At 72.2% G+C, this 18,454-nt stretch carries 16 protein-coding genes; 8 read left to right on the top strand and 8 right to left on the bottom strand.

Annotated elements, in window-relative coordinates; genetic code table 11:
• Positions 1–340: 340 nt before the first annotated feature.
• Positions 341–910 carry a YqgE/AlgH family protein gene (locus A37W_RS0117770; protein WP_018304400.1) on the bottom strand — a complete coding sequence of 190 codons (570 nt, stop codon included), beginning with the start codon at positions 908–910 and terminating at the stop codon, positions 341–343.
• A gap of 97 nt (positions 911–1,007) precedes the next feature.
• On the opposite strand from A37W_RS0117770, the gene A37W_RS0117765 reads away from it, so the two are divergent.
• Complete coding sequence (locus A37W_RS0117765; protein WP_018304399.1) at positions 1,008–1,796, top strand: protein-disulfide reductase DsbD domain-containing protein; 789 nt, start codon at positions 1,008–1,010, stop codon at positions 1,794–1,796.
• A 150-nt stretch (positions 1,797–1,946) separates the two neighbouring features.
• Here A37W_RS0117765 and A37W_RS0117760 read toward each other — a convergent pair whose 3' ends face one another.
• The 5 genes from A37W_RS0117760 to A37W_RS0117740 form a co-directional block, all read right to left on the bottom strand.
• Positions 1,947–5,327, bottom strand: coding sequence for an efflux RND transporter permease subunit (locus A37W_RS0117760; protein ID WP_018304398.1), 3,381 nt, complete (start codon positions 5,325–5,327; stop codon positions 1,947–1,949).
• Positions 5,328–5,330: 3 nt separating this feature from the next.
• Positions 5,331–6,797, bottom strand: a complete 1,467-nt coding sequence (locus tag A37W_RS0117755; RefSeq protein WP_018304397.1) for an efflux RND transporter periplasmic adaptor subunit — start codon at positions 6,795–6,797, stop codon at positions 5,331–5,333.
• Positions 6,798–7,261: 464 nt separating this feature from the next.
• The gene (gene moaB / locus A37W_RS0117750) at positions 7,262–7,792 is read right to left on the bottom strand and encodes a molybdenum cofactor biosynthesis protein B (protein ID WP_018304396.1); all 531 of its coding nucleotides are present in this window, start codon (positions 7,790–7,792) and stop codon (positions 7,262–7,264) included.
• The gene (locus A37W_RS0117745; protein ID WP_018304395.1) at positions 7,789–8,406 is read right to left on the bottom strand and encodes a LysE family translocator; all 618 of its coding nucleotides are present in this window, start codon (positions 8,404–8,406) and stop codon (positions 7,789–7,791) included. Before A37W_RS0117745 ends, moaB begins: the two co-directional genes overlap by 4 nt.
• A complete protein-coding gene (locus tag A37W_RS0117740) occupies positions 8,403–9,197 on the bottom strand; it encodes a uracil-DNA glycosylase (protein WP_018304394.1) in 795 nt (264 codons plus the stop codon). Before A37W_RS0117740 ends, A37W_RS0117745 begins: the two co-directional genes overlap by 4 nt.
• A gap of 286 nt (positions 9,198–9,483) precedes the next feature.
• Here A37W_RS0117740 and A37W_RS0117735 point away from each other — a divergent pair, with 286 nt between their 5' ends.
• Entirely contained in the window at positions 9,484–10,953 is a 1,470-nt protein-coding gene (locus A37W_RS0117735) for a M16 family metallopeptidase (RefSeq protein ID WP_018304393.1), read from the top strand.
• Entirely contained in the window at positions 10,950–12,281 is a 1,332-nt protein-coding gene (locus A37W_RS0117730; RefSeq protein ID WP_018304392.1) for a M16 family metallopeptidase, read from the top strand. Before A37W_RS0117735 ends, A37W_RS0117730 begins: the two co-directional genes overlap by 4 nt.
• 37 nt (positions 12,282–12,318) lie before the next feature.
• On the opposite strand, the gene A37W_RS0117725 is transcribed toward A37W_RS0117730, so the two are convergent.
• Positions 12,319–13,317 carry an asparaginase gene (locus A37W_RS0117725; RefSeq protein ID WP_026198582.1) on the bottom strand — a complete coding sequence of 333 codons (999 nt, stop codon included), beginning with the start codon at positions 13,315–13,317 and terminating at the stop codon, positions 12,319–12,321.
• Between the two features lie 161 nt (positions 13,318–13,478).
• Between A37W_RS0117725 and A37W_RS0117720 the strand changes: the two genes are divergently transcribed.
• From A37W_RS0117720 to A37W_RS0117700, 5 genes are all read left to right on the top strand, one after another.
• Entirely contained in the window at positions 13,479–14,018 is a 540-nt protein-coding gene (locus tag A37W_RS0117720; protein ID WP_018304390.1) for an invasion associated locus B family protein, read from the top strand.
• Complete coding sequence (locus A37W_RS0117715) at positions 14,015–14,506, top strand: invasion associated locus B family protein (protein ID WP_157236504.1); 492 nt, start codon at positions 14,015–14,017, stop codon at positions 14,504–14,506. Before A37W_RS0117720 ends, A37W_RS0117715 begins: the two co-directional genes overlap by 4 nt.
• A 472-nt stretch (positions 14,507–14,978) precedes the next feature.
• Entirely contained in the window at positions 14,979–16,160 is a 1,182-nt protein-coding gene (gene rlmN, locus A37W_RS0117710; RefSeq protein ID WP_018304388.1) for a dual-specificity RNA methyltransferase RlmN, read from the top strand.
• 62 nt (positions 16,161–16,222) lie between these two features.
• Positions 16,223–17,005, top strand: a complete 783-nt coding sequence (locus A37W_RS0117705; RefSeq protein ID WP_018304387.1) for a hypothetical protein — start codon at positions 16,223–16,225, stop codon at positions 17,003–17,005.
• Between the two features lie 75 nt (positions 17,006–17,080).
• Positions 17,081–17,296 carry a hypervirulence associated TUDOR domain-containing protein gene (locus A37W_RS0117700; RefSeq protein ID WP_018304386.1) on the top strand — a complete coding sequence of 72 codons (216 nt, stop codon included), beginning with the start codon at positions 17,081–17,083 and terminating at the stop codon, positions 17,294–17,296.
• A gap of 19 nt (positions 17,297–17,315) precedes the next feature.
• Here A37W_RS0117700 and A37W_RS0117695 read toward each other — a convergent pair whose 3' ends face one another.
• Complete coding sequence (locus A37W_RS0117695; RefSeq protein WP_018304385.1) at positions 17,316–18,449, bottom strand: Gfo/Idh/MocA family protein; 1,134 nt, start codon at positions 18,447–18,449, stop codon at positions 17,316–17,318.
• Positions 18,450–18,454: the final 5 nt, after the last annotated feature.

Below are 18,454 nucleotides of genomic sequence, written 5' to 3'. Positions count from 1 at the left end.
GGCGAGGCTCCCCGACGCCGGCACCCGTGTCTGCCCGCCCCGGGCTCGACCCGGGGCCCCGCTGGACCGGGCGCGACTGTCCTGCGGGGCCCCGGCTCGGGGGCCGGGGCGGGTGTTCGTGGGTCTCCCGGTGCCGCTACTCCCCGCCCGGAGTCGGCTGCGCCAGCGGCCCGGGCAGCGGCTGGCCGGCCGCTTCGCTGGGTTCGGGGCGCGACGGCGAGGTCGGGCGGAGAGGAGGGATGAAGCGCGGACCCCGACCGTCGGAGGGCTGACTGCGGCCATCCGCTGTCCTTGCGTCGGGTGCCCTGGCTACCGTCGCCGTGCCGATCCCGGACCGCCTTCAGGCGTGGCCCGCGTCGGGGGACAGCGTCAGCGGGTCGATGCCCAGCGTCTTGAGCGCCGCCGTCCACTTGTGCTCGTTGGCGCGGCCGAAGACGATGTCGGAGCGGGCCGGCGCGGTGAGCCAGCCGTTCCGGGCGATCTCGCTCTCCAGCTGTCCGGGGCCCCAGCCGGCATAGCCGAGCGCCATCATCGAGTTCGCGGGGCCCTCGCCGCGGGCGATCGCCTGCAGCACCTCGAGGCTGGCGGTCAACGAGATTTCGCCCGTCACCTCCAGCGTCGCGTCGCCGGCGGAGTAGTCCGGCGAATGCAGCACGAATCCGCGGGCCTGCTCCACCGGGCCGCCGAAATGCACGCGGATGTCGCGCAGCATTCCCGGCACCTCGATCCCGATCTGGTCGAGCAGGTCGCGAAAGCGGATCTCGGGCGTCGGCTTGTTCACGATCAGGCCGAGCGCGCCGTCGTCGGAGTGGGCGCACAGGTAGACGACGCTGTGGGCGAAGCGGCTGTCGCCGGTGCCGGGCATCGCAATCAGGAGCTGGCCGGCGAGATCGGCCTCCGGAATGTCCATGACGGGATGATGGGGCCGGGACACGGCGGGTTCAAGGGAGCGGCCCATCGCTCTTATTTGACTTCCCATTTCAGGGGGGCGCGGCCATCACTCCGCCATGCGCCGCCTGATCCCCCTCGCCGCCCTCCTGTCGCTGTCCGCCCATGCCGCCCCGGCCCTGACGCCGGAGGAGCTGGTCCGGCTCGAGGTGCTGCCGGGGTGGGACACGGCGGAGGGGACGCACATGGCGGCGCTGCGGCTGCGGCTGGCGCCGGGGTGGAAGACCTACTGGCGCGCGCCGGGGGACGCCGGCATTCCGCCGCTGTTCGACTGGTCGGGGTCGGCGAACGTGGCGGCGGCCGAGGTGCACTGGCCGGTGCCCGACGTGTTCGAGCAGAACGGCATGCGGTCCATCGGCTACGCCGGCGACGTCGTGCTGCCGCTGGAGCTGACGCCGGCACGGCCGGGCGAGGCGATCCGGCTGCAGGGCGTGATCGACATCGGCGTCTGCCACGACATCTGCGTGCCTGCGCAGCTGGCCTTCACGGCCGAGCTGCCACGACCCGGCGCCCGCAACGGCGCCATCGTGGCGGCGCTGGTCGATCGGCCGCTCTCGGGGGCCGAAGCGGGACTGACCGCGCATTCGTGCCGCGTGCGGCCGTCGGCTGAGGGGCTGGACGTCACCGCGACGCTGGCGCTGCCGCCGGTCGGGCCGGCCGAGGACGTGGTGATCGAGGTCGGCGATCCGGGCGCGTGGGTCAGCGAGCCCGACGCGCGCCGCGAGGGCGGGGCGCTGGTGGCCGAGGCCGAGGTGCGCGGCGCGGCGATGCTCGACCGCTCGGCGATGACGATCACGGTGCTGGCCGGCGGGTCGGCGGTGCAGATCGACGGGTGCCCCGCGGGGTAGCTTCGCCCCGGCACCTTGACTGCGGGCGCCGCGCCGTGTGGCGGGCCGCCGGGGGACCAGTCCCCCGGACCCCCTGGGATATTTCCGGCTCGGTGAGAGGGAGGGGGGCGGCTCTTCGCGCTCGGGCCGCGCGCAGGGCGCGCGGGAGCGTCACCCCGCCCTCGTCCGCCGCCGGAGCGCCATGGTCGCGGTCCCGGCAAGGTAGAGGACGACGAGCCACACCGCGAGCGCGGCGAGGAACAGTCCCAGCGCCGCGCCGAACCCGTCGGGCGCCAGCGCCGACAGCGCCCCCGGCAGCGGCAGTCCGAACATCGCCGGGCCGAACAGCCCCACGCCCAGCGCCGCCGCCCCCGCCGCCCCCAGCAGCGCCACCGCCGTCGCCGGCCCGCCGCCGCCGCGCAGCGCCCGCCTGGCGGCGCGCCATTGCCGGCCGATGTCGCTCTGCGCCGCGATGAGGGCGGGCACGACGATGAGGACGAGGACCATGCCGAAGCCGAGGCCGTAGACGAGGGTGATGACCGTGGGCTTCAGGAACTCCGCCTGGATCGACCCTTCGTACAGCAGCGGTGCGAGGCCGAGGACGGTGGTCGCCGTCGTCAGGAACACCGGGCGCAGGCGGTCGGACGCGCCATCGATGATCGCGGGAAAGAGGCCGCGGCCTTCGGAATATTCGTCGATCGTCGTCACCAGCACGATGGAATCGTTGATGATGATTCCGACCATGCCGATCAGCCCGACGATCGAGAACATCGACATCGGCACGTCCCACAGCCCGTGGCCGTAGACCGCGCCGACGAGGCCGAACGGGATGATCGACATCACGACGAGGGGCCGAGTCCAGCTGGAGAAGATCCAGGCGAGGACGAGGTAGATGCCGGTCAGGGTGAAGACGAGGGCGACCTGCGCGTCGGACAGGAACTCCTGCTCCTGCTCGGCGAGGCCCGAGAGGGCGGACGAGACGCCGTAGCGGCTCTCGACCGCGGGCAGGATTTCTTCCTCGATGGATTTCTGGATCTCGGCCGCGCGGTCGGCGTCGCCGTCGTCGAGCTCTCCCAGGACCGAGATCAGCAGGACCCCGTTCTCGCGCAGGATCGACGAGAAGCCGGAGGTGCGGTCCACCGTCACGATGTCGGCCAGCGGGACATAGTCGCCGTTCGCCGTGCGCATCTGCGTGCGGTCGAGGAAGTCGGCGGTCAGCTCGTCCTCCGGCAGCTCCACCCGGATCGCGGCGGAGCGGCCGTTCAGCGGAAAGGTCGCCGCCTCGATGCCGTTCAGCCGCTCGCGCAGGGTTCGCCCGAGGCCGTCGATGGTGAAGCCGAGGGCCTGGCCGTGGGGCGTGAGCTCCAGCACCAGCTCCTCGCGGTCGTAGGCGAGCGTGTCCTCGAGGCCGGACACTTCGGGGAAGCGGGCGAGCGCGGTCTTCAGCGCCTCGGCCGCCTCCTTCAGCGTGTCGGCGTCGGCGCCGGACAGCTGGATGTCGATCGAATCGCCCCCCGGGCCGCCGCCCCAGCGGCGGAAGCTGACCGTCTCGGCCAGCGGGTGCGCGACGACGCTGTCCTGGAGCATCTGCACGAACTCGCCCGACGAGTAGGGCCGGAGGTCCGCGTCGATCAGGTTCACCGTGATCGAGCCGAGCTGCCAGCTTTCCTTGGTCTCGGCGCCCGACAGGCCGCGGCCGGCGCCGCCGCCGATCTGGGCGATGGCGAAGGTGACGGGGTTGGTGCCGTGCTCGTCCTCCAGCCGCTGGCCCAGCGCCTCGGTCGCGCGCTGCATTTCGGCCATCATGGCGAGCGTGTCCTCGCGCGTGGCGGCGGGCAGCATCGAGAAGTTGCCCGTCACCGATCCCTGCTCGGGCTGCGAGAAGAATCGCCACTGCACGTCGCCGCGCACCAGCTGCGCCGCCTGCATCGCGAGAAGGACCACCGTCAGCGCGAGAACCGGGTAGCGCGCCCAGATCACTCCGGCGACGAAGGGCCGGAACAGGCGGTCACGGATCCAGCCGAAGCCGCGATTCACCTGTCGCGACGGCCAGTCGTACCACGGCCGCGCCTTCCCGACGGCGATGGAGTGGGCGAGGTGGTTGGGCAGGATGAGAAAGCATTCGACGAGGCTTGCCGTCAGGACTGCGATCACGGTCCAGGGAATGTCGGCGATGAAGGTGCCGAACCGGCCGCCGATCACGACGAGGCCGAAGAAGGCGATGATCGTCGTCAGGGTGGCCGAGAAGACGGGGGTGAACATCCGCCGTGCCGCGTTGCCGGCCGCCTCGACCGCGCTCTCGCCCAGGTTGCGGACGCGGAAGTCAGCGTGCTCTCCCACGACGATGGCGTCGTCGACGACGATGCCGAGGGTCAGGATCAGCGCGAACAGCGAGATCATGTTGAAGGTGAGGCCGAGCGCGTACATCAGCGCCACCGCCGCGGCCATCGACACCGGGATGCCGGCCGCCACCCACAGCGCGGTGCGCGCGTTCAGGAACAGGAACAGCAGCAGGACGACGAGGCCGAGGCCCATCAGCCCGTTGTCGATCAGCAGGGCGAGACGGCCCGAGATCTCCTCGGCGGAGGAGTTGGTGAGGGTGAGCGTGGTGCCCGCCGGCAGCGTCGCCTCCAGCCGCCGGGCGACGTCGGCCACCGTCTCCTGAATGGCGATGGCGTCGCCCTGCTGCGAGCGGTCGACGCGGACCTGCACCGCCTGGTCGGGGCCGACGTAGTAGGCCGAGTCCCGGTCGGCGCCGAGGGTCGAGACGGTGGCGACGTCGCCGACGGTCAGCGTCGTGCCGTCGGTGTTGCGGCGCAGGACGATGCCCTCGATCTCCTCCGCCGTGCGCTTCTCGGTGCCGGTGCGGACGCGGGCGGCGCCCTCGACCTCGCCCGCGGCGTCGGCGCTGACCTCGCGGGCGATGGCGGCGGAGATGTCGGACAGGCCGATGTCGTGGCGGATGAGCGAGATCGACGGCACCTCGACAACCGTGGCCGGGGCGGCGACGCCCTCGACCGAGGTGCGGGTGACGCCGGCGCGGAACAGCATCTGCGAGAACTCGTCGGCGTAGAGGGCCAGCTGATCGACGCCGACCGGCCCGGCGATCACCACGTCGGTCACCCGGTCGGACCAGCGGCTCCGCTGGATCTGCGGGTCCTCCGCGTCCTCCGGCAGGTTGCCCATCCCGTCGAGCGCGGCCTGCACGTCCTCTTCCGCGCGGGCCATGTCGGTGCCGGGTTCGAACTCCACCCGCACCCGGGCGCTGCCCTCGGTCGAGCGGGCGTCGGACGCGACCACCCCCTCGACGGCGAGGAGGGCGGGCTCGAGGATCTGCACGATGGCGTTGTCGACGTCCTGCGCGCCCGCGCCCTCCCAGCGCACGCTGACGGTGACGGTGTCCGAGACGATGTCGGGAAAGAACTGGGCGCGCATCCGGGGGATCGCGGCGACGCCGGCGGCGATCATCAGGACGAGGATGAGGTTCGCCGCGGTCCTGTGCCGGGTGAAATAGGCGAGGAGGCCGCCGCCCCGTGTCTCGCGCCCCCCCACGCCCTAGCCTCCCATCCGGTCTTCGAGGCGGGCAACCACCTCGGCCGGCACCTGCGGCTCGGCCAGCTGGGCGAGGAGGCGGCTGCGCGCCTCCTCGGGCAGTCCCTCGCTGTCCTCGACGAAGCTGACGAGGCGGGCGCGGCGGTCCTCGTCCAGCTCGATCAGGTCGGGCAGGACGGGGGCGGAGGCCGCGACCTCCTCGCCGGCCGTCGTCGCCGCCTCGACCCTCAGCCCGGGGCCGAGGAGCGGGGAGCGCTCCGCCACGATGGTCGCCCCCGCGAGGTCGTCCGCGCGGACCAGGACGTCGTCGCCCTGCCGCCGCAGAAGCTCCACCGGGGCGCTGACGAGGCGCTGGTCCTCTCCGATCACGAGGACCGTGCCGTCGGCGCCGACCGCGGCGCCGGGCAGGCGGGCGACGTTCTCGATCTGCGGCTCCTCGATCAGAACGGTGACGAAGTCGCCGGGGCGGAAGCCCGGCGCGCGCTCCACCCGGGCGAAGATCAGGCGGCCGGTCTGGCCCTCGCCCACCGTCGCCGCCTCCCGGGTGATCCGGCCCTCGGCGACGAGGTCGAGGCCGTCGACGTCCAGCATCACGCGGACCGGGGCGGAGATCAGGTCGCCCTCCTCGATCAGGCGGGCATACTGGGCGGCCGAGACGCGGAACGCGACCTCGAGCGCCGCGGGATCGACCAGTGTGGCGATCTGCTCGTTCGCGGTGACGCGGGAGCCGGGGCTGACGGCGACATCGGCGAGGCGGCCGGCGAAGGGCGCGACGATCTCGGTCCCCTCGACCGCGCGCTCGGCCTCGGCCACCGCGATCCCGGCGCGGGCGACCGAGGTCGCGGCGCCGTCGATCCGCGCCTCGGCGGTCGCAATCGATTCGCGGGCGGACAGGACGGACTGCGCGGCGGCGGAGGCGGCGAGCTCGGCCGCCTCGAGATCGGGCGCGGTGCCGATGCCGCGGGACTGCAGGTCGCGCTGCCGGGCGAGCGCGGTCTCGCGCAGCGCCGCCTGCGCCTCGGCCGCGGCGAGGACGTCGTCGGCGAGGCGGCGGGCGCGCTCGGCGTCGCGCCGCTCGGCCTCGGCGTCGGACAGGTCGGCGCGGGCGCGGGCCAGCTGGTCCTCGGCCTCGGCCGGGTCGATCCTGAGGAGCGTCTCGCCTTCCGCGACCTGCCCGCCCTCGACGACGCTGTCGGACAGCGAGTCCAGCGTGCCGCCGACCGGCGTGCGCAGGGCCAGCGTCCGGCGCGAGCGCAGCTCGCCGAAGACGGTGAGCGTCGGCGACAGCGTCTCGGGCTCGATCGTGGTGGTGACCACGGTCGCCACCCTCTCGCGCTGCGGGAAGGCGCGCGGCTCGGCGTTCATGCGCGACTCGACGGCCGACCAGACGGTCTGGCCGGCGTAGATCAGCAGTGCGAGGGTCAGCGACATCAGGAAGATGCCGACCAGTGTCCGGCGAAGAAACCGCATTCGTTGTCCGCTTCAGGGAACCTGCCGCAGCATGTGCGTGAATGGACGGGAAAATCCAGTCACGGTGGGTTCAACGATGCGTCGGCGCGGATCCGTCGCGGCGGGTGGAGAAAAGTCGGCGGGAGGGGCGGCGAGCCGGTTCCGCCTCGTCGGCAGTTGGCCCCCGCCCGGACTCGGCCGAGAAGCGGCCCGGGCAGCGTCTGCCCGCCCCCCGGCCAGACGCTTCCTCGCCCCCTGCGCGACGACCGGAGTCGTGCGGGGGTGGCGAGATACCGCCTTTACCGCGGAGTTGCAGCGTCCGACCGCGGCCTGACCCTGCCCTCCGTCAGGACATCCGGCACTCGCCCCGGGTCCTGCCCGCTTCGCGCGGTGAGCACCGCACGGAGGTCCCGGGTCAAGCCCGGGACGGGCTGATCCGAAAGGAAATGTCTTCTGCCTTCCTCTGCCCGCGGAGCCGCCCCCCGCTACTTCCGCCGCAGATGCTCGTCCAGCCGGGGCATGATCTCGACGAAGTTGCAGGGCTTGTGCCGGTAGTCGAGCTGGGGGCCGAGGAGGCCGTCCCAGGCGTCGCGGCAGGCGGACGGGGACCCCGGCAGCGCGAAGAGGTAGGTGCCGTTCGCCACCCCTCCGGTCGCGCGGGACTGCACGGCGGAGGTGCCGATCTTCTGCATCGACACGATGGCGAAGATCGTGCCGAAGGCGTCGATCTCCTTCTCGTAGACGTCGCGATGCGCCTCGACCGTGACGTCCCGCCCGGTGAGGCCGGTGCCCCCGGTGGAGATGACGACGTCGACCCGCTCGTCCGCGCACCACTCCCGCAGCTTCGCGGCGATCGCCTCCCGGTCGTCGGGCAGGAGGGCACGGGCGGAGAGGACGTGGCCCGCCGTCTCCAGCCGCTCCACCAGCGTGTCGCCGGAGCGATCGTCGGCGGCGGTGCGGGTGTCGCTGACGGTGAGGACGGCGATCCGGACGGGGACGAAGGCGCGGTCGGTCATGAGGGTCTCCCGAAGGCGAGGCGGGCGGCGAGCCCGAGGAAGATCAGCGCCGAGACGCGGCCCAGCCAGCGGCCCACGGCGGCGGACCCCGCGAGCCGCCGTCCCGCACCACCGGCGAAGACCCCCACCGCCCCGTTCACCGACATGCCTCCCAGCGCCAGCAAAGCGCCGAGGACCAGGAACTGCGGCAGCAGCGCCCGCGACGGATCTGTGAATTGCGGCAGGAAGGCGAGGACGAAGAGGATCACCTTGGGGTTGGTGAGGTTCACCAGCAGCCCGTCGCGGAACGCCCGCCGGGGCGAGACCGGCGGCACGTCGCGGGCGACGCCGTGGTGCAGGGTCTGGACGGCCAGCCACACGAGGTAGGCGACGCCGACCCAGCGGATGACGTCGAACGCGCCCGGGTGCGCGGCGACCAGCGCGCCGAGGCCCAGCGCGGCGAGGGTGACGTGCACCATCGCGCCGGTGGAGATGCCGGCCGCGGCCGCCAGCGCCGGGCGCGGCCCGCCGCGCAGGCCCTGGCCCAGGCAGAACATCATGTCCGCCCCGTGCGTGAGGTTCAGCGCCAGCCCCGCCGGCAGGAACGCGAGCAGCGCGAGCGGATCGAGGATCATCCCGCCAGCCGCGCCTTGAGGGACAGCAGGTCCGCCCACGCCTCGCGCTTCGCCTCGGGCGTGCGCAGCAGGTACGACGGATGCGTCATCGGCAGGGCGGGGCGGCCCAGCGCCTCGGTCCACTGGCCGCGCAGCCGCAGGATGCCGGCGCGGCCGAGGAGCGCCTGGCAGGGCGTGTTGCCCATCAGGACGAGGACATCGGGCTGCGCCAGCTGGACGTGCCGCGTCAGGAACGGCAGCAGCATCGCGATCTCGGCCGGATCGGGCGCGCGGTTGCCGGGGGGGCGCCACGGCAGGACGTTGGTGATGTAGAGGGCGGCGCCCGGGTCGGGCCGGTCGCGGCCGAGGCCGATGGCGCCGAACATCCGGTCCAGCATCTGCCCCGCGCGGCCGACGAAGGGCCGCCCTTCCAGGTCCTCCTCGCGCCCCGGCGCCTCCCCCACGACCATGACCCGGGCCTCGGGCCGGCCGTCGGCGAAGACGAAGTTCCGGGCGCCCTTCCTCAGCTCGCAATGCGGGAACGCGGCCATCGCCGCGGCGAGCGCCTCGAGACTGTCGGCCCGCTCCGCCGCCTCTGTGGCGGCGGCGACGGCGTCCACCTCGGGCGCGGCCGCGGGGGGTGGCGGGGCGGCGGGGCGCGCAAGCGGCGGCGCGGCGGCGGGCCGACGCTCCTCGGCCTCGGCGAGGGCGTAGCGGTCGACCGGGGCGTCAAGAATCGCCTCGTCGGCGCCCAGCTCCACCTGCCAGTCGAGCAGGGCGAGAAGGGTGCGCGGGTCGGCCTGGTCGAGCATGGCGGCACACTAGCGGGGCGCGGGGGGAATGTTGAGGGGCCGGGTGTGCGCTTCGGGAGAAGGGGGAAAGGAGCCGACGGGTCGGGGCCGGATCCGGGCGGCGAATCAGCCCTCTGGATCCGCGGGACACCTGCCGCACGAGGTCTTCTGCATTCAGGCCGCGACACAAATGCTCCCGCCCTCGCCCGCTCTCCATCCGCCCACGCGACATCACGAGGGCGTAGCCCCGCCTTTGCGGCGGCGGTCGCCACGGATAGGTTGCCCCCGAGCCAAGCAGAGGTCCCCCATGCTGATCCGCACGACCGCCGCCGCCCTCGTCCTCGCCGCGCCGGCGCTGGCCGAGGAGGTGACGACCTACACGCTGGACAACGGGATGGACGTGGTGGTGATCGAGGATCACCGCGCGCCCGTCGTCGTCCACATGGTCTGGTACCGCGCCGGCAGCGCCGACGAGCCGCCCGGCGTGTCGGGCGTCGCCCACTACCTGGAACACCTGATGTTCAAGGCGACCGACGATCTGGAGGCCGGCGAGTTCAGCGCGACCGTCGCGATCAACGGCGGCAACGACAACGCCTTCACCTCCTACGACTACACCGCCTACTACCAGCGCGTCGCTGCCGACCGGCTGCCGCTGATGATGGAGATGGAGGCGGACCGGATGACCGGCCTCCTCCTCTCCGAGAGCGACACCGACACCGAGCGGAACGTCATCCTCGAGGAGCGGAACCAGCGGGTCGAGAACAACGCCGGCGCGCTGGCGCAGGAGCAGATCGCGGCGGCGCAGTACCTGAACCACCGCTACGGCAGCCCCGTCATCGGCTGGATGCACGAGATGGAGGCGCTGACGCAAGGAGACGCGCAGGCCTGGTACGACCTGTACTACAGCCCCAACAACGCGATCCTCGTGGTCGCGGGCGACGTCGAGCCGGACGAGGTGCTGGCGCTCGCCGAGCAGCACTACGGCCCGATCCCGGCCGAGCCCGACCTGCCCGAGCGGTTCCGCCCCGAGGAGCCGCCGCAACGGGCCGAGCGGCGGGTGATCTTCGACGATCCGCGGATCGCGCAGCCCTACGTCCGCCGCACCTACCTCGCGCCCGAGCGGGACGAGGGGGAGCAGGAAACCGCGGCCGCGCTGACCTACCTCGCCGAGATCCTCGGCGGGTCCAGCTTCACCTCGGTCTTCGCCGAGGATCTGGTGTTCGAGGATCCGGTCGCGCTGTTCGCGGGGGCCTACTACGACGGGACCAGCCTCGACGACACGACGTTCAGCGTCTCGATCGCGCCGCTGCCGGACGTGACGCTGCCGCAGGCGGAGGCCGCGCTCGACCGGGTGCTGGCGGAGTTCCTCGAAGAGGGCGTGGACGAAGAGCAGATGGAGCGGATCAGGACGCAGATCCGCGCCTCCACGATCTACGCGCAGGACAACGTCGAGGGGCTGGCGCGGCGCTACGGCAGCGCACTGACCTCCGGCCTCACGGTCGAGGACGTGCAGGCGTGGCCCGACGTGCTCGATGCCGTGACGGCGGAGGACGTGATGGCGGCGGCGCGGATGGTGCTGGACCGCGACAGCGCGGTGACGGCCTACGTCCTGCCCGACCGCGCGGTGCTGACGGCGGAGCCGCCGATGGTGCCGACCGACGAGGCCGAGGCCGAGCAGGCCGCCGAGACCGGCAGCGCGGACGAGGCCGCCGCGCCGCCGCCCGAGACCGCCGGCGAGGCCGGCATCGTGACCGACGCCGAGGAGGAGACCGAATGATGCGCGCCCCGGCCCTGACCTTCGTTGCCGCGACCTTCGCGGCCCTCGTCTCCTTCGTCGCCCCCGCGCGGGCGGAGATCGAGATCCAGACCCACACCTCGCCCGGCGGCATCGAGTTCTGGCTGGTCGAGGAACATTCGCTGCCGTTCCTCGCGCTCGACATCATCTTCAAGGGCGGCGCCAACCTGGAGCCGGCGGAGATCCGCGGCGCGACCAACCTGATGATGGCGACGCTCGAGGAAGGCTCCGGCGACATGGACGCCCGCGCGTTCCAGGCCGCCCGCGAGGGGCTGGCCGCGGACTTCGGCTACGACGCCTACGACGACAGCGTCAGCGTGTCGGCCCGCGTCCTGACCGAGAACCGCGACGAGGCGCTGGCGCTGCTGCGGCAGTCGATCCTGGAGCCGACCTTCGACCAGGTCGCGGTGGACCGGGTGCGGGGGCAGGTCCTCGCCGGGATCGCCAGCGACGCGGTGCGGCCGAACAGCATCGCGGGCGAGACGTTCTGGTCCATGGCCTACCCGGACCACCCCTACGGCTCGGACATGGACGGCACGGTGGAGACGGTGAACGCGCTGACGCCCGAGGATCTGGAGCAGGTGCGGCAGGCCGTGCTGACCCGCGAGCGGATCGCGGTCGGCGCCGTCGGCGACATCACGGCGGACGAGTTGGGCCCGTTGCTGGACGACCTCCTCGGCGACCTGCCGGAAGAGGCGCCCGAGCTGACGCCGGAGGCACCATACGATCTTGCCGGCGGCGTGACCGTGGTGCCGTTCGAGACGCCGCAATCGGTGGCCATCTTCGCGCAGGCCGCGCCCGAGCGGGACAGCGACGACTTCTTTGCGGTCTACGTGCTGAACCACATCCTCGGCGGCGGCGGCTTCGAAAGCCGGCTGATGGACGAGGTGCGCGAGAAGCGCGGCCTGACCTACGGGATCGGCACGAGCATCGTGAACCGCGACCAGACCGACCTGTGGATCGGTTCGGTCGCCAGCGGCAACGCGACGATCGCCGAGGCGGTCGAGGTGACGCGCGGCGTCTGGGCCGAAGTGGCGCAGAACGGCGTCACGCAGGAGGAGCTGGACGCGGCCAAGACCTACATCACCGGGGAATATCCGCTGCGGTTCGACGGCAACGGCACGATCGCCGGGATCCTCGCGGGGATGCAGTATATCGGCCTCGGGCCGGAATACGTGACCGAGCGCAACGGCTTCGTCGAGGCGGTGACGCTGGAGGACGTGAACCGGGCCGCGCGCGAATGGATGGACCCGGACGCGCTGCGCTTCGTGGTGGTGGGTCAGCCCGAGGGTCTGGAGAGCACGGACTGACGCCCCGCGGGCGGCGGAGACGCCGCCCGCCCTTCGCTCAGGCCAGACCGTCCACGGCGTTGATGCGCCCTGTCTCGATCCCGGCCCAGTTGCTGATGGTCCGGTCCCACAGGGCCGAGGCGCCGTCCGGCAGGGCGCCGAGGCGGTGCAGGATCGCCGCGATCGCCACGTCCTTGGCGCGGTCGCCGCCGTCCGTGATCTTCAGCGCGACGCCGAGGCCCGCCTCCGGCAGCATCGCGACGTAGAACCCTTCGGCGCCGCCCTTCACCGCGGCCCTGCGCTCGGCCGCGCGCATGATCCGGGTGCAGGCGCCGCCCTCGCCGTGGATCAGCTCGGGGTGGGCCAGCATCGCCTCCATCAGCCGTGCCTGCGCCTCGGCGCGGGTGCCGGAGCGGCCACGGGCAGTCGCGAAGGAGGCCATCGCCCGGGCGGTGCCGATGAGGGACGTGGCGAAGTTCGGGGCCGAGCAGCCGTCGATGCCGTAGTTCGGGCTCTCCTCGCCGCACACCTCCTCCCACGCCGCGCGGACGGCTTGCTGCACGGGATGGTCCGGGTCCACGTAGTCCGCCCCGCCGCCGAGGTGGCGGTTCAGCGTCAGGAAGCCGGCATGCTTGCCCGAGCAGTTGTTGTGGATCTGGCAGGGCGTCCCGCCGCCCCGGATCATCGCGTCCCTAGCGGCACGGTCGCGCGGCTCCTGCGGGCCGCAGCGCAGGTCGTCGTCGCCGAGGCCGAGGCCGGACAGCCAGGCCGCCACGCGGTCGGTGTGGATCGCCGCCGCCTGGTGGCTCGCGCAGGCGAGCGCCAGCTGCGCGGGGCCGAGACCGGCGGCGTCGGCCGCCCCGCTCTCGACCAGCGGCAGGGCCTGGATCGGCTTGGACGACGAGCGGGGGTAGGTCACCAGGTCCGGGTCGCCCCAGGCGGCGACGATCTCTCCCGCGCGGTCCACCACGACGGCGTGGCCGCGGTGCAGGCACTCCAGCCGCCCGCCGCGCCAGACCTCGACCAGTCCCACGTCACCCTGACCCACATCCGTCATTCAGCGATTCTCCGCGCAAAACCGTGACCCGTCGGGGCTTTCGCCCCCTGCCGCAATATTGCTATCCCTATGGCGATCCGATGGGGCCCGCCACAGGGAACCGCCCGACAGAGGCGGCCCGGGGCGGCGGAGCGGCAAGGACTGACTGGAGGCTGACGGAGATGACGAGACGGGCAACGCAGATCGCGGGCGCCCTCGCCCTCGCGCTGGCGACCCTGCCGGCGCTGCCGGCGCTGGCGCAGGACGAGACCACGAACCGGGTCGCCGCGGCGACCGACTGGAGCGTGTTCCAGGAATCGAACCCGAGCGAGTGCTTCGGCGTCTCCGCCCCCAAGGAGAGCCTCAACACCCGCGACGGCAGCCCGGTGCAGGTGAACCGCGGCGAGACGCTGCTGTTCGTGTTCTACCGGCCGAGCGAGAACGTGAACGGGCAGGTGACCTTCACCGGCGGCTATCCCTTCGCCAGCGGCTCGACCGTGACGCTGGAGATCGCGGGCAACTCGTTCCAGCTGTTCACCGAAGGCGAGTGGGCCTGGCCTGCGACGCCGCAGGACGACGCGCGCATCGTGGCGGCGATGAAGGCCGGCACCGACGCGATCCTGACCGGCCAGTCCGGCCGCGGCACCGTCACGCGCGACACCTTCTCGCTGCTGGGCTTCACCGCGGCGGTGGAAGAGGCGGAACGCCGGTGCGCCGGATGAGGCGTCTCGCGGTCGCCGCCGCCTTCGTCGCCGCGCCCGCGCTGGCGCAGGACGCGGTTGAGCCGGCCTGGACGGTGTTCGTCGACGACGACGCGGCCTGCTATGCGGTCTCGGCCCCGACCGGCAGCGTGAACACGCGCAACGGCGAGGAGGTCGAGGTCAGCCGCGGCGTGACCCGGCTCGTCGTCGCCTGGCGTCCGGCCGAGGGTGTCGAGGGGCAGGTGAGCTTCACCGGCGGCTATCCGTTCGACCCCGAGAGCACCGTCGCGCTCGAGGCCGGGGGCCAGACGTTCGACCTCGCGGTCGACGGCGAGTGGGCCTGGCCGTCCTCGGAAGAGGCGGACGACGTGCTGATCTCCGCGCTTCGCGGCATCGCCGAGGTGGACCTCGTCGGCGTCTCGGCACGCGGGACCACGACTCGCGACACGTTCTCGATGGTGGGCTTCGGCGCGGCCGTGGACGAGGCGGCGCAGCGCTGCGAGGGCTAGGTCGCGAGACGTCCCGGGCCTGACCCGGGACCTCGACCGGCCGGGCCCTTCCATCCAGGCCCCGGGTCGGGCCCGGGGCGGGTGGTCCTGAACCCGGAAGGGCAGCGTCTGGCCGCGGACGGACGCTCCGATGCTGCGGTAGTTGCCCTTTATCTCGCCACCGCCGCACGACCTCGACCGTCTCGCAGGTGGCACGGAAGCGCCTGGCCGGGGGGCGGCCAGACGCTGCCCGGGCCGCTCGCGCGGCTGATTCCGGGCGGGGGACGCACCTCGTCCCGGGCTCGACCCGGGACCGCGACCGGCCGTGCGCTCCATTCGCGCGGGGCCCCGGGGCAGGCCCGGGCCGGGTTCTTTTGAAGCCGGAGAGCGGCAACCGGCCTGGAACGGGCTCCGCAACCCTTCGACCACCCCTCTTGGGCCGCGCCGCTTTGTCCTATATGTAGCCCACTTCCGCTCCGCCAGGATCCGCGCCATGACCGACCCGATCGCCCCGATCACCCAGGACGTCCTGACCCTCCCGCGCAAGGCGGAGGAGGGCGCGCGGAAGAACCTCGTCGGCCTCACCCGCGACGCCCTGCAGGACGCGCTGGTCGCCGCGGGCACGCCCGAGAAGCAGGCGAAGATGCGCACCAACCAGGTGTGGCAGTGGATCTATCACTGGGGCGTCCGCGAGTTCGCGGCGATGACCAACCTCGCCAAGGACTACCGCGCCCTCCTCGCCGACAATTTCGAGATCCGCCTGCCCGAGATCGTGACGCGGCAGGTGTCCGAGGACGGCACCCGCAAGTACCTCGTCCGCATCAATGGCGGCCACAAGGTCGAGGTGGTGTACATCCCCGAGGAGGATCGCGGGACGCTCTGCATCTCGTCGCAGGTCGGCTGCACGCTCACCTGCTCGTTCTGCCATACCGGCACGCAGAAGCTGGTCCGCAACCTGACCGCGGCCGAGATCGTGGGGCAGGTCATGCTCGCCCGCGACGACCTCGGCGAGTGGCCGCGGCCCGGTGCGCCCAAGGACGAGACCCGGCTGCTGTCGAACATCGTGCTGATGGGCATGGGCGAGCCGCTCTACAACTTCGAGAACGTGCGCGACGCGATGAAGATCGCGATGGACGGCGAGGGGCTGTCGCTGTCCCGGCGGCGGATCACGCTGTCGACCAGTGGCGTGGTGCCCGAGATCGCGCGGACCGCGCAGGAGATCGGCTGCCTGCTGGCCGTGTCGTTCCACGCGACGACGGACGAGACCCGCGACCGCCTGGTGCCGATCAACAAGCGCTGGAACATCGAGACGCTGCTCGCGGCGCTCAAGGCTTATCCCAAGGCCAGCAACTCCGAGCGGATCACGTTCGAGTACGTGATGCTGGACGGCGTGAACGACAGCGACGACGACGCCTGGCGGCTGGTCGCGCTGCTGGAGGGGATCCCGGCCAAGGTGAACCTGATCCCGTTCAACGAATGGCCCGGCGCGCCCTACAGGCGATCGTCCAACAACCGCATCCGCGCCTTCGCGACGATCCTGATGAACGCCGGCTACGCCGCGCCGATCCGCACCCCCCGGGGGGAGGACATCATGGCCGCCTGCGGACAGCTGAAATCGGCGACCGAGCGGGCGCGCCGCAGCCGGGCGGAGATCGCCGCCGAGGCCGGGCTCTGAGCCCCGTGGCTTTCGCGGCCGGGGCTTGCTAGACGCCTTGCCAAACGGGTGAGGAGGGGCCGATGCGCCTGACCATCAACAAGATCGAGTTCGACATAGAGCCGGTGCCGGGCGCCCTGCGCGAGGCCGTGCTGGCCGAGCCGCTGATCCGCCAGGGTGCGGTGCGCGAGGTCTGGGAGTGGGACCGGGCGGAGGGCAAGGGCAAGCCGCTGATCCGCCTGCTGGACCGGGGCGTCGTGCCGCTCGGCAACGCGATCACGTTCTTCGTGCCGCGCACGGACGCGAACGGCGTGGTGGCGAACAACCCCCGCACCGCGGCCAAGCAGCAGGAGCGGTTCCTCGAGGCGGTGAGCGCCAGGACGGTGATCGACCTGCTGCGCGCCCTGTCCAAGGTCGTGCCGCTGCCCCGCGTCGGCCTGCCGCTCAAGACGTTCGAGCCGCTGAACGGCATCGCCGACTACCGCCTGCGGATGACCACCGACTTCTCGGTCGTGCGCCTGCACAGCGCCTCGCGCAATCTGTCGGCCTACTTCTTCGTCCCCGGCCGGGTGGCGTTCCGCGCGCTCACCTCGAACGTGGACGAGGCGGCGATGGAGAAGCTGGTCGCAGACAAGCCCGAGATGGCGAACTTCGAGCCGCTGATGCTGCTGCCCGCCGGCGGCAAGGCGGCGCATGGCATCCGCAGCCTCGCGCTGGCCGAGCGCCTGAAGGAGCTGCGCCCGGCGGTCGAGGCGGCCGCGAAGGAGGGCGCCGATCCGGCGACCGGCATCCGCAGCGAATTCGCCCGCACCGCGCGGGAATGGTCCGTCCTGCATCCCAAGGCCAAGGCCGACGCGAAGGCGTGACGGAACCGGCCCGTCCGGGCGGCGGTTGCCCGCCCGACGAGGGGGCGCCGCCCCCGCAGACGGGAGGATCGGCGAATGGCCGGCTACAACGAAGGCGACAAGGTCCGCTGGAACTGGAGCGGAAGCACCGCGTCGGGCAAGATCGTGAAGGTCTATACCAGCAAGACGACGCTGACGATCAAGGGCAGCGAGATCACGCGCCACGCCAGCGAGGACGAGCCGGCCTACCGGATCGAGCAGGAGGACGGCGACGAGGTGCTGAAGTCGCACAGCGAGGTGCGGAAGGCCTGAGCCCTCCGCACCCGCGCCATCAGTCTGCCAGCAGGGCGCGAGCCTCTTCGGGCGACAGCGCGTCCGGCCGCTCGCAGGTCGTGGACATCTTGACGAAGGACCGGGTCTCGCCCGCTTTCAGGATGCCGGTCATCACGTCCACCGCGTGCACCGCGAGGTCGATGTTGCAGCGATGCTGCCGCCCCTCGTCGATGGCCGAGGCCATGTCGGCGAGGCCCGCGCAGCGGTAGTTCGCCCGCGCCAGATCGCCGTGGATCTGGTTCGCGATACCGAACGGATGCTTGCGCGTCTCGACGACCTCGCGCCGTCCCCTGGGATCGACGAAGGTCACGTCGCCGCCGAAGAAGTTCGGGTCGGGGACGAACATCGTGCCGTCCTCGCCGTAGATCTCCATGTTGCGGTGATCGTGGGCCCAGATGTCCCAGCTGGCCGACAGGGTCACGACGGCGCCGTTGGCGAATTCCAGGACCGAGTGGATGTTGGTCGGCGTCTCGACCTGCAGCTCCTCGCCGTGGCGGGCGCCGTTGGCGATGGTGCGGGTTGCGAAGCTGGAGTTGGCGACGCCGGTCACCTGCGTCACCGGGCCGATCAGCTGGATCAGGTTGGTGATGTAGTAGGGGCCGAGGTCGAGGACCGGGCCGGCGCCGGGCTTGAAGAAGAAGTCCGGATTCGGATGCCAGTGCTCCATCCCGTGGTTCATCACGTGGGCCGAGCCGCCGATGACGCGCCCGAGGGCGCCCTCGTCGATCAGCGCGCGGGCCAGCTGGTGCGCCCCGCCGAGGAACGTGTCGGGGGCCGAGCCGATGCGCAGGTTCTTGGATTCCGCGATGTCCCGCAGCGTCTTGCCCTCCTCGAGGGTCAGGACCAGCGGCTTTTCCGAGTAGGCGTGCTTGCCCGCCTCGAGGATGCGCCGCGTCACGTCGAAGTGCGCCGCCGGGATCGTCAGGTTCACGACCATGTCGATGTCCGGCGCGGCGAGGAGGTCCTCGACGCTTTCGGCGCGGACGCCGTATTCGTGGGCCCGCGCCTCGGCCGCCTTCGGGTCGATGTCAGCGACCGCCTTGAGGTCCAGCGCGCGGAACAGCGGCGCATAGCGCAGGTACGTGGTGGAGATGTTGCCGCATCCGATGATGCCGACGCCGAGCTTGCTCATGATCC

The organism is Wenxinia marina DSM 24838 (genome assembly GCF_000379485.1).
In the GTDB taxonomy this organism is placed as follows: Bacteria; Pseudomonadota; Alphaproteobacteria; order Rhodobacterales; family Rhodobacteraceae; genus Wenxinia; species Wenxinia marina.
This window is presented reverse-complemented; position numbering and strand designations above follow the sequence as displayed.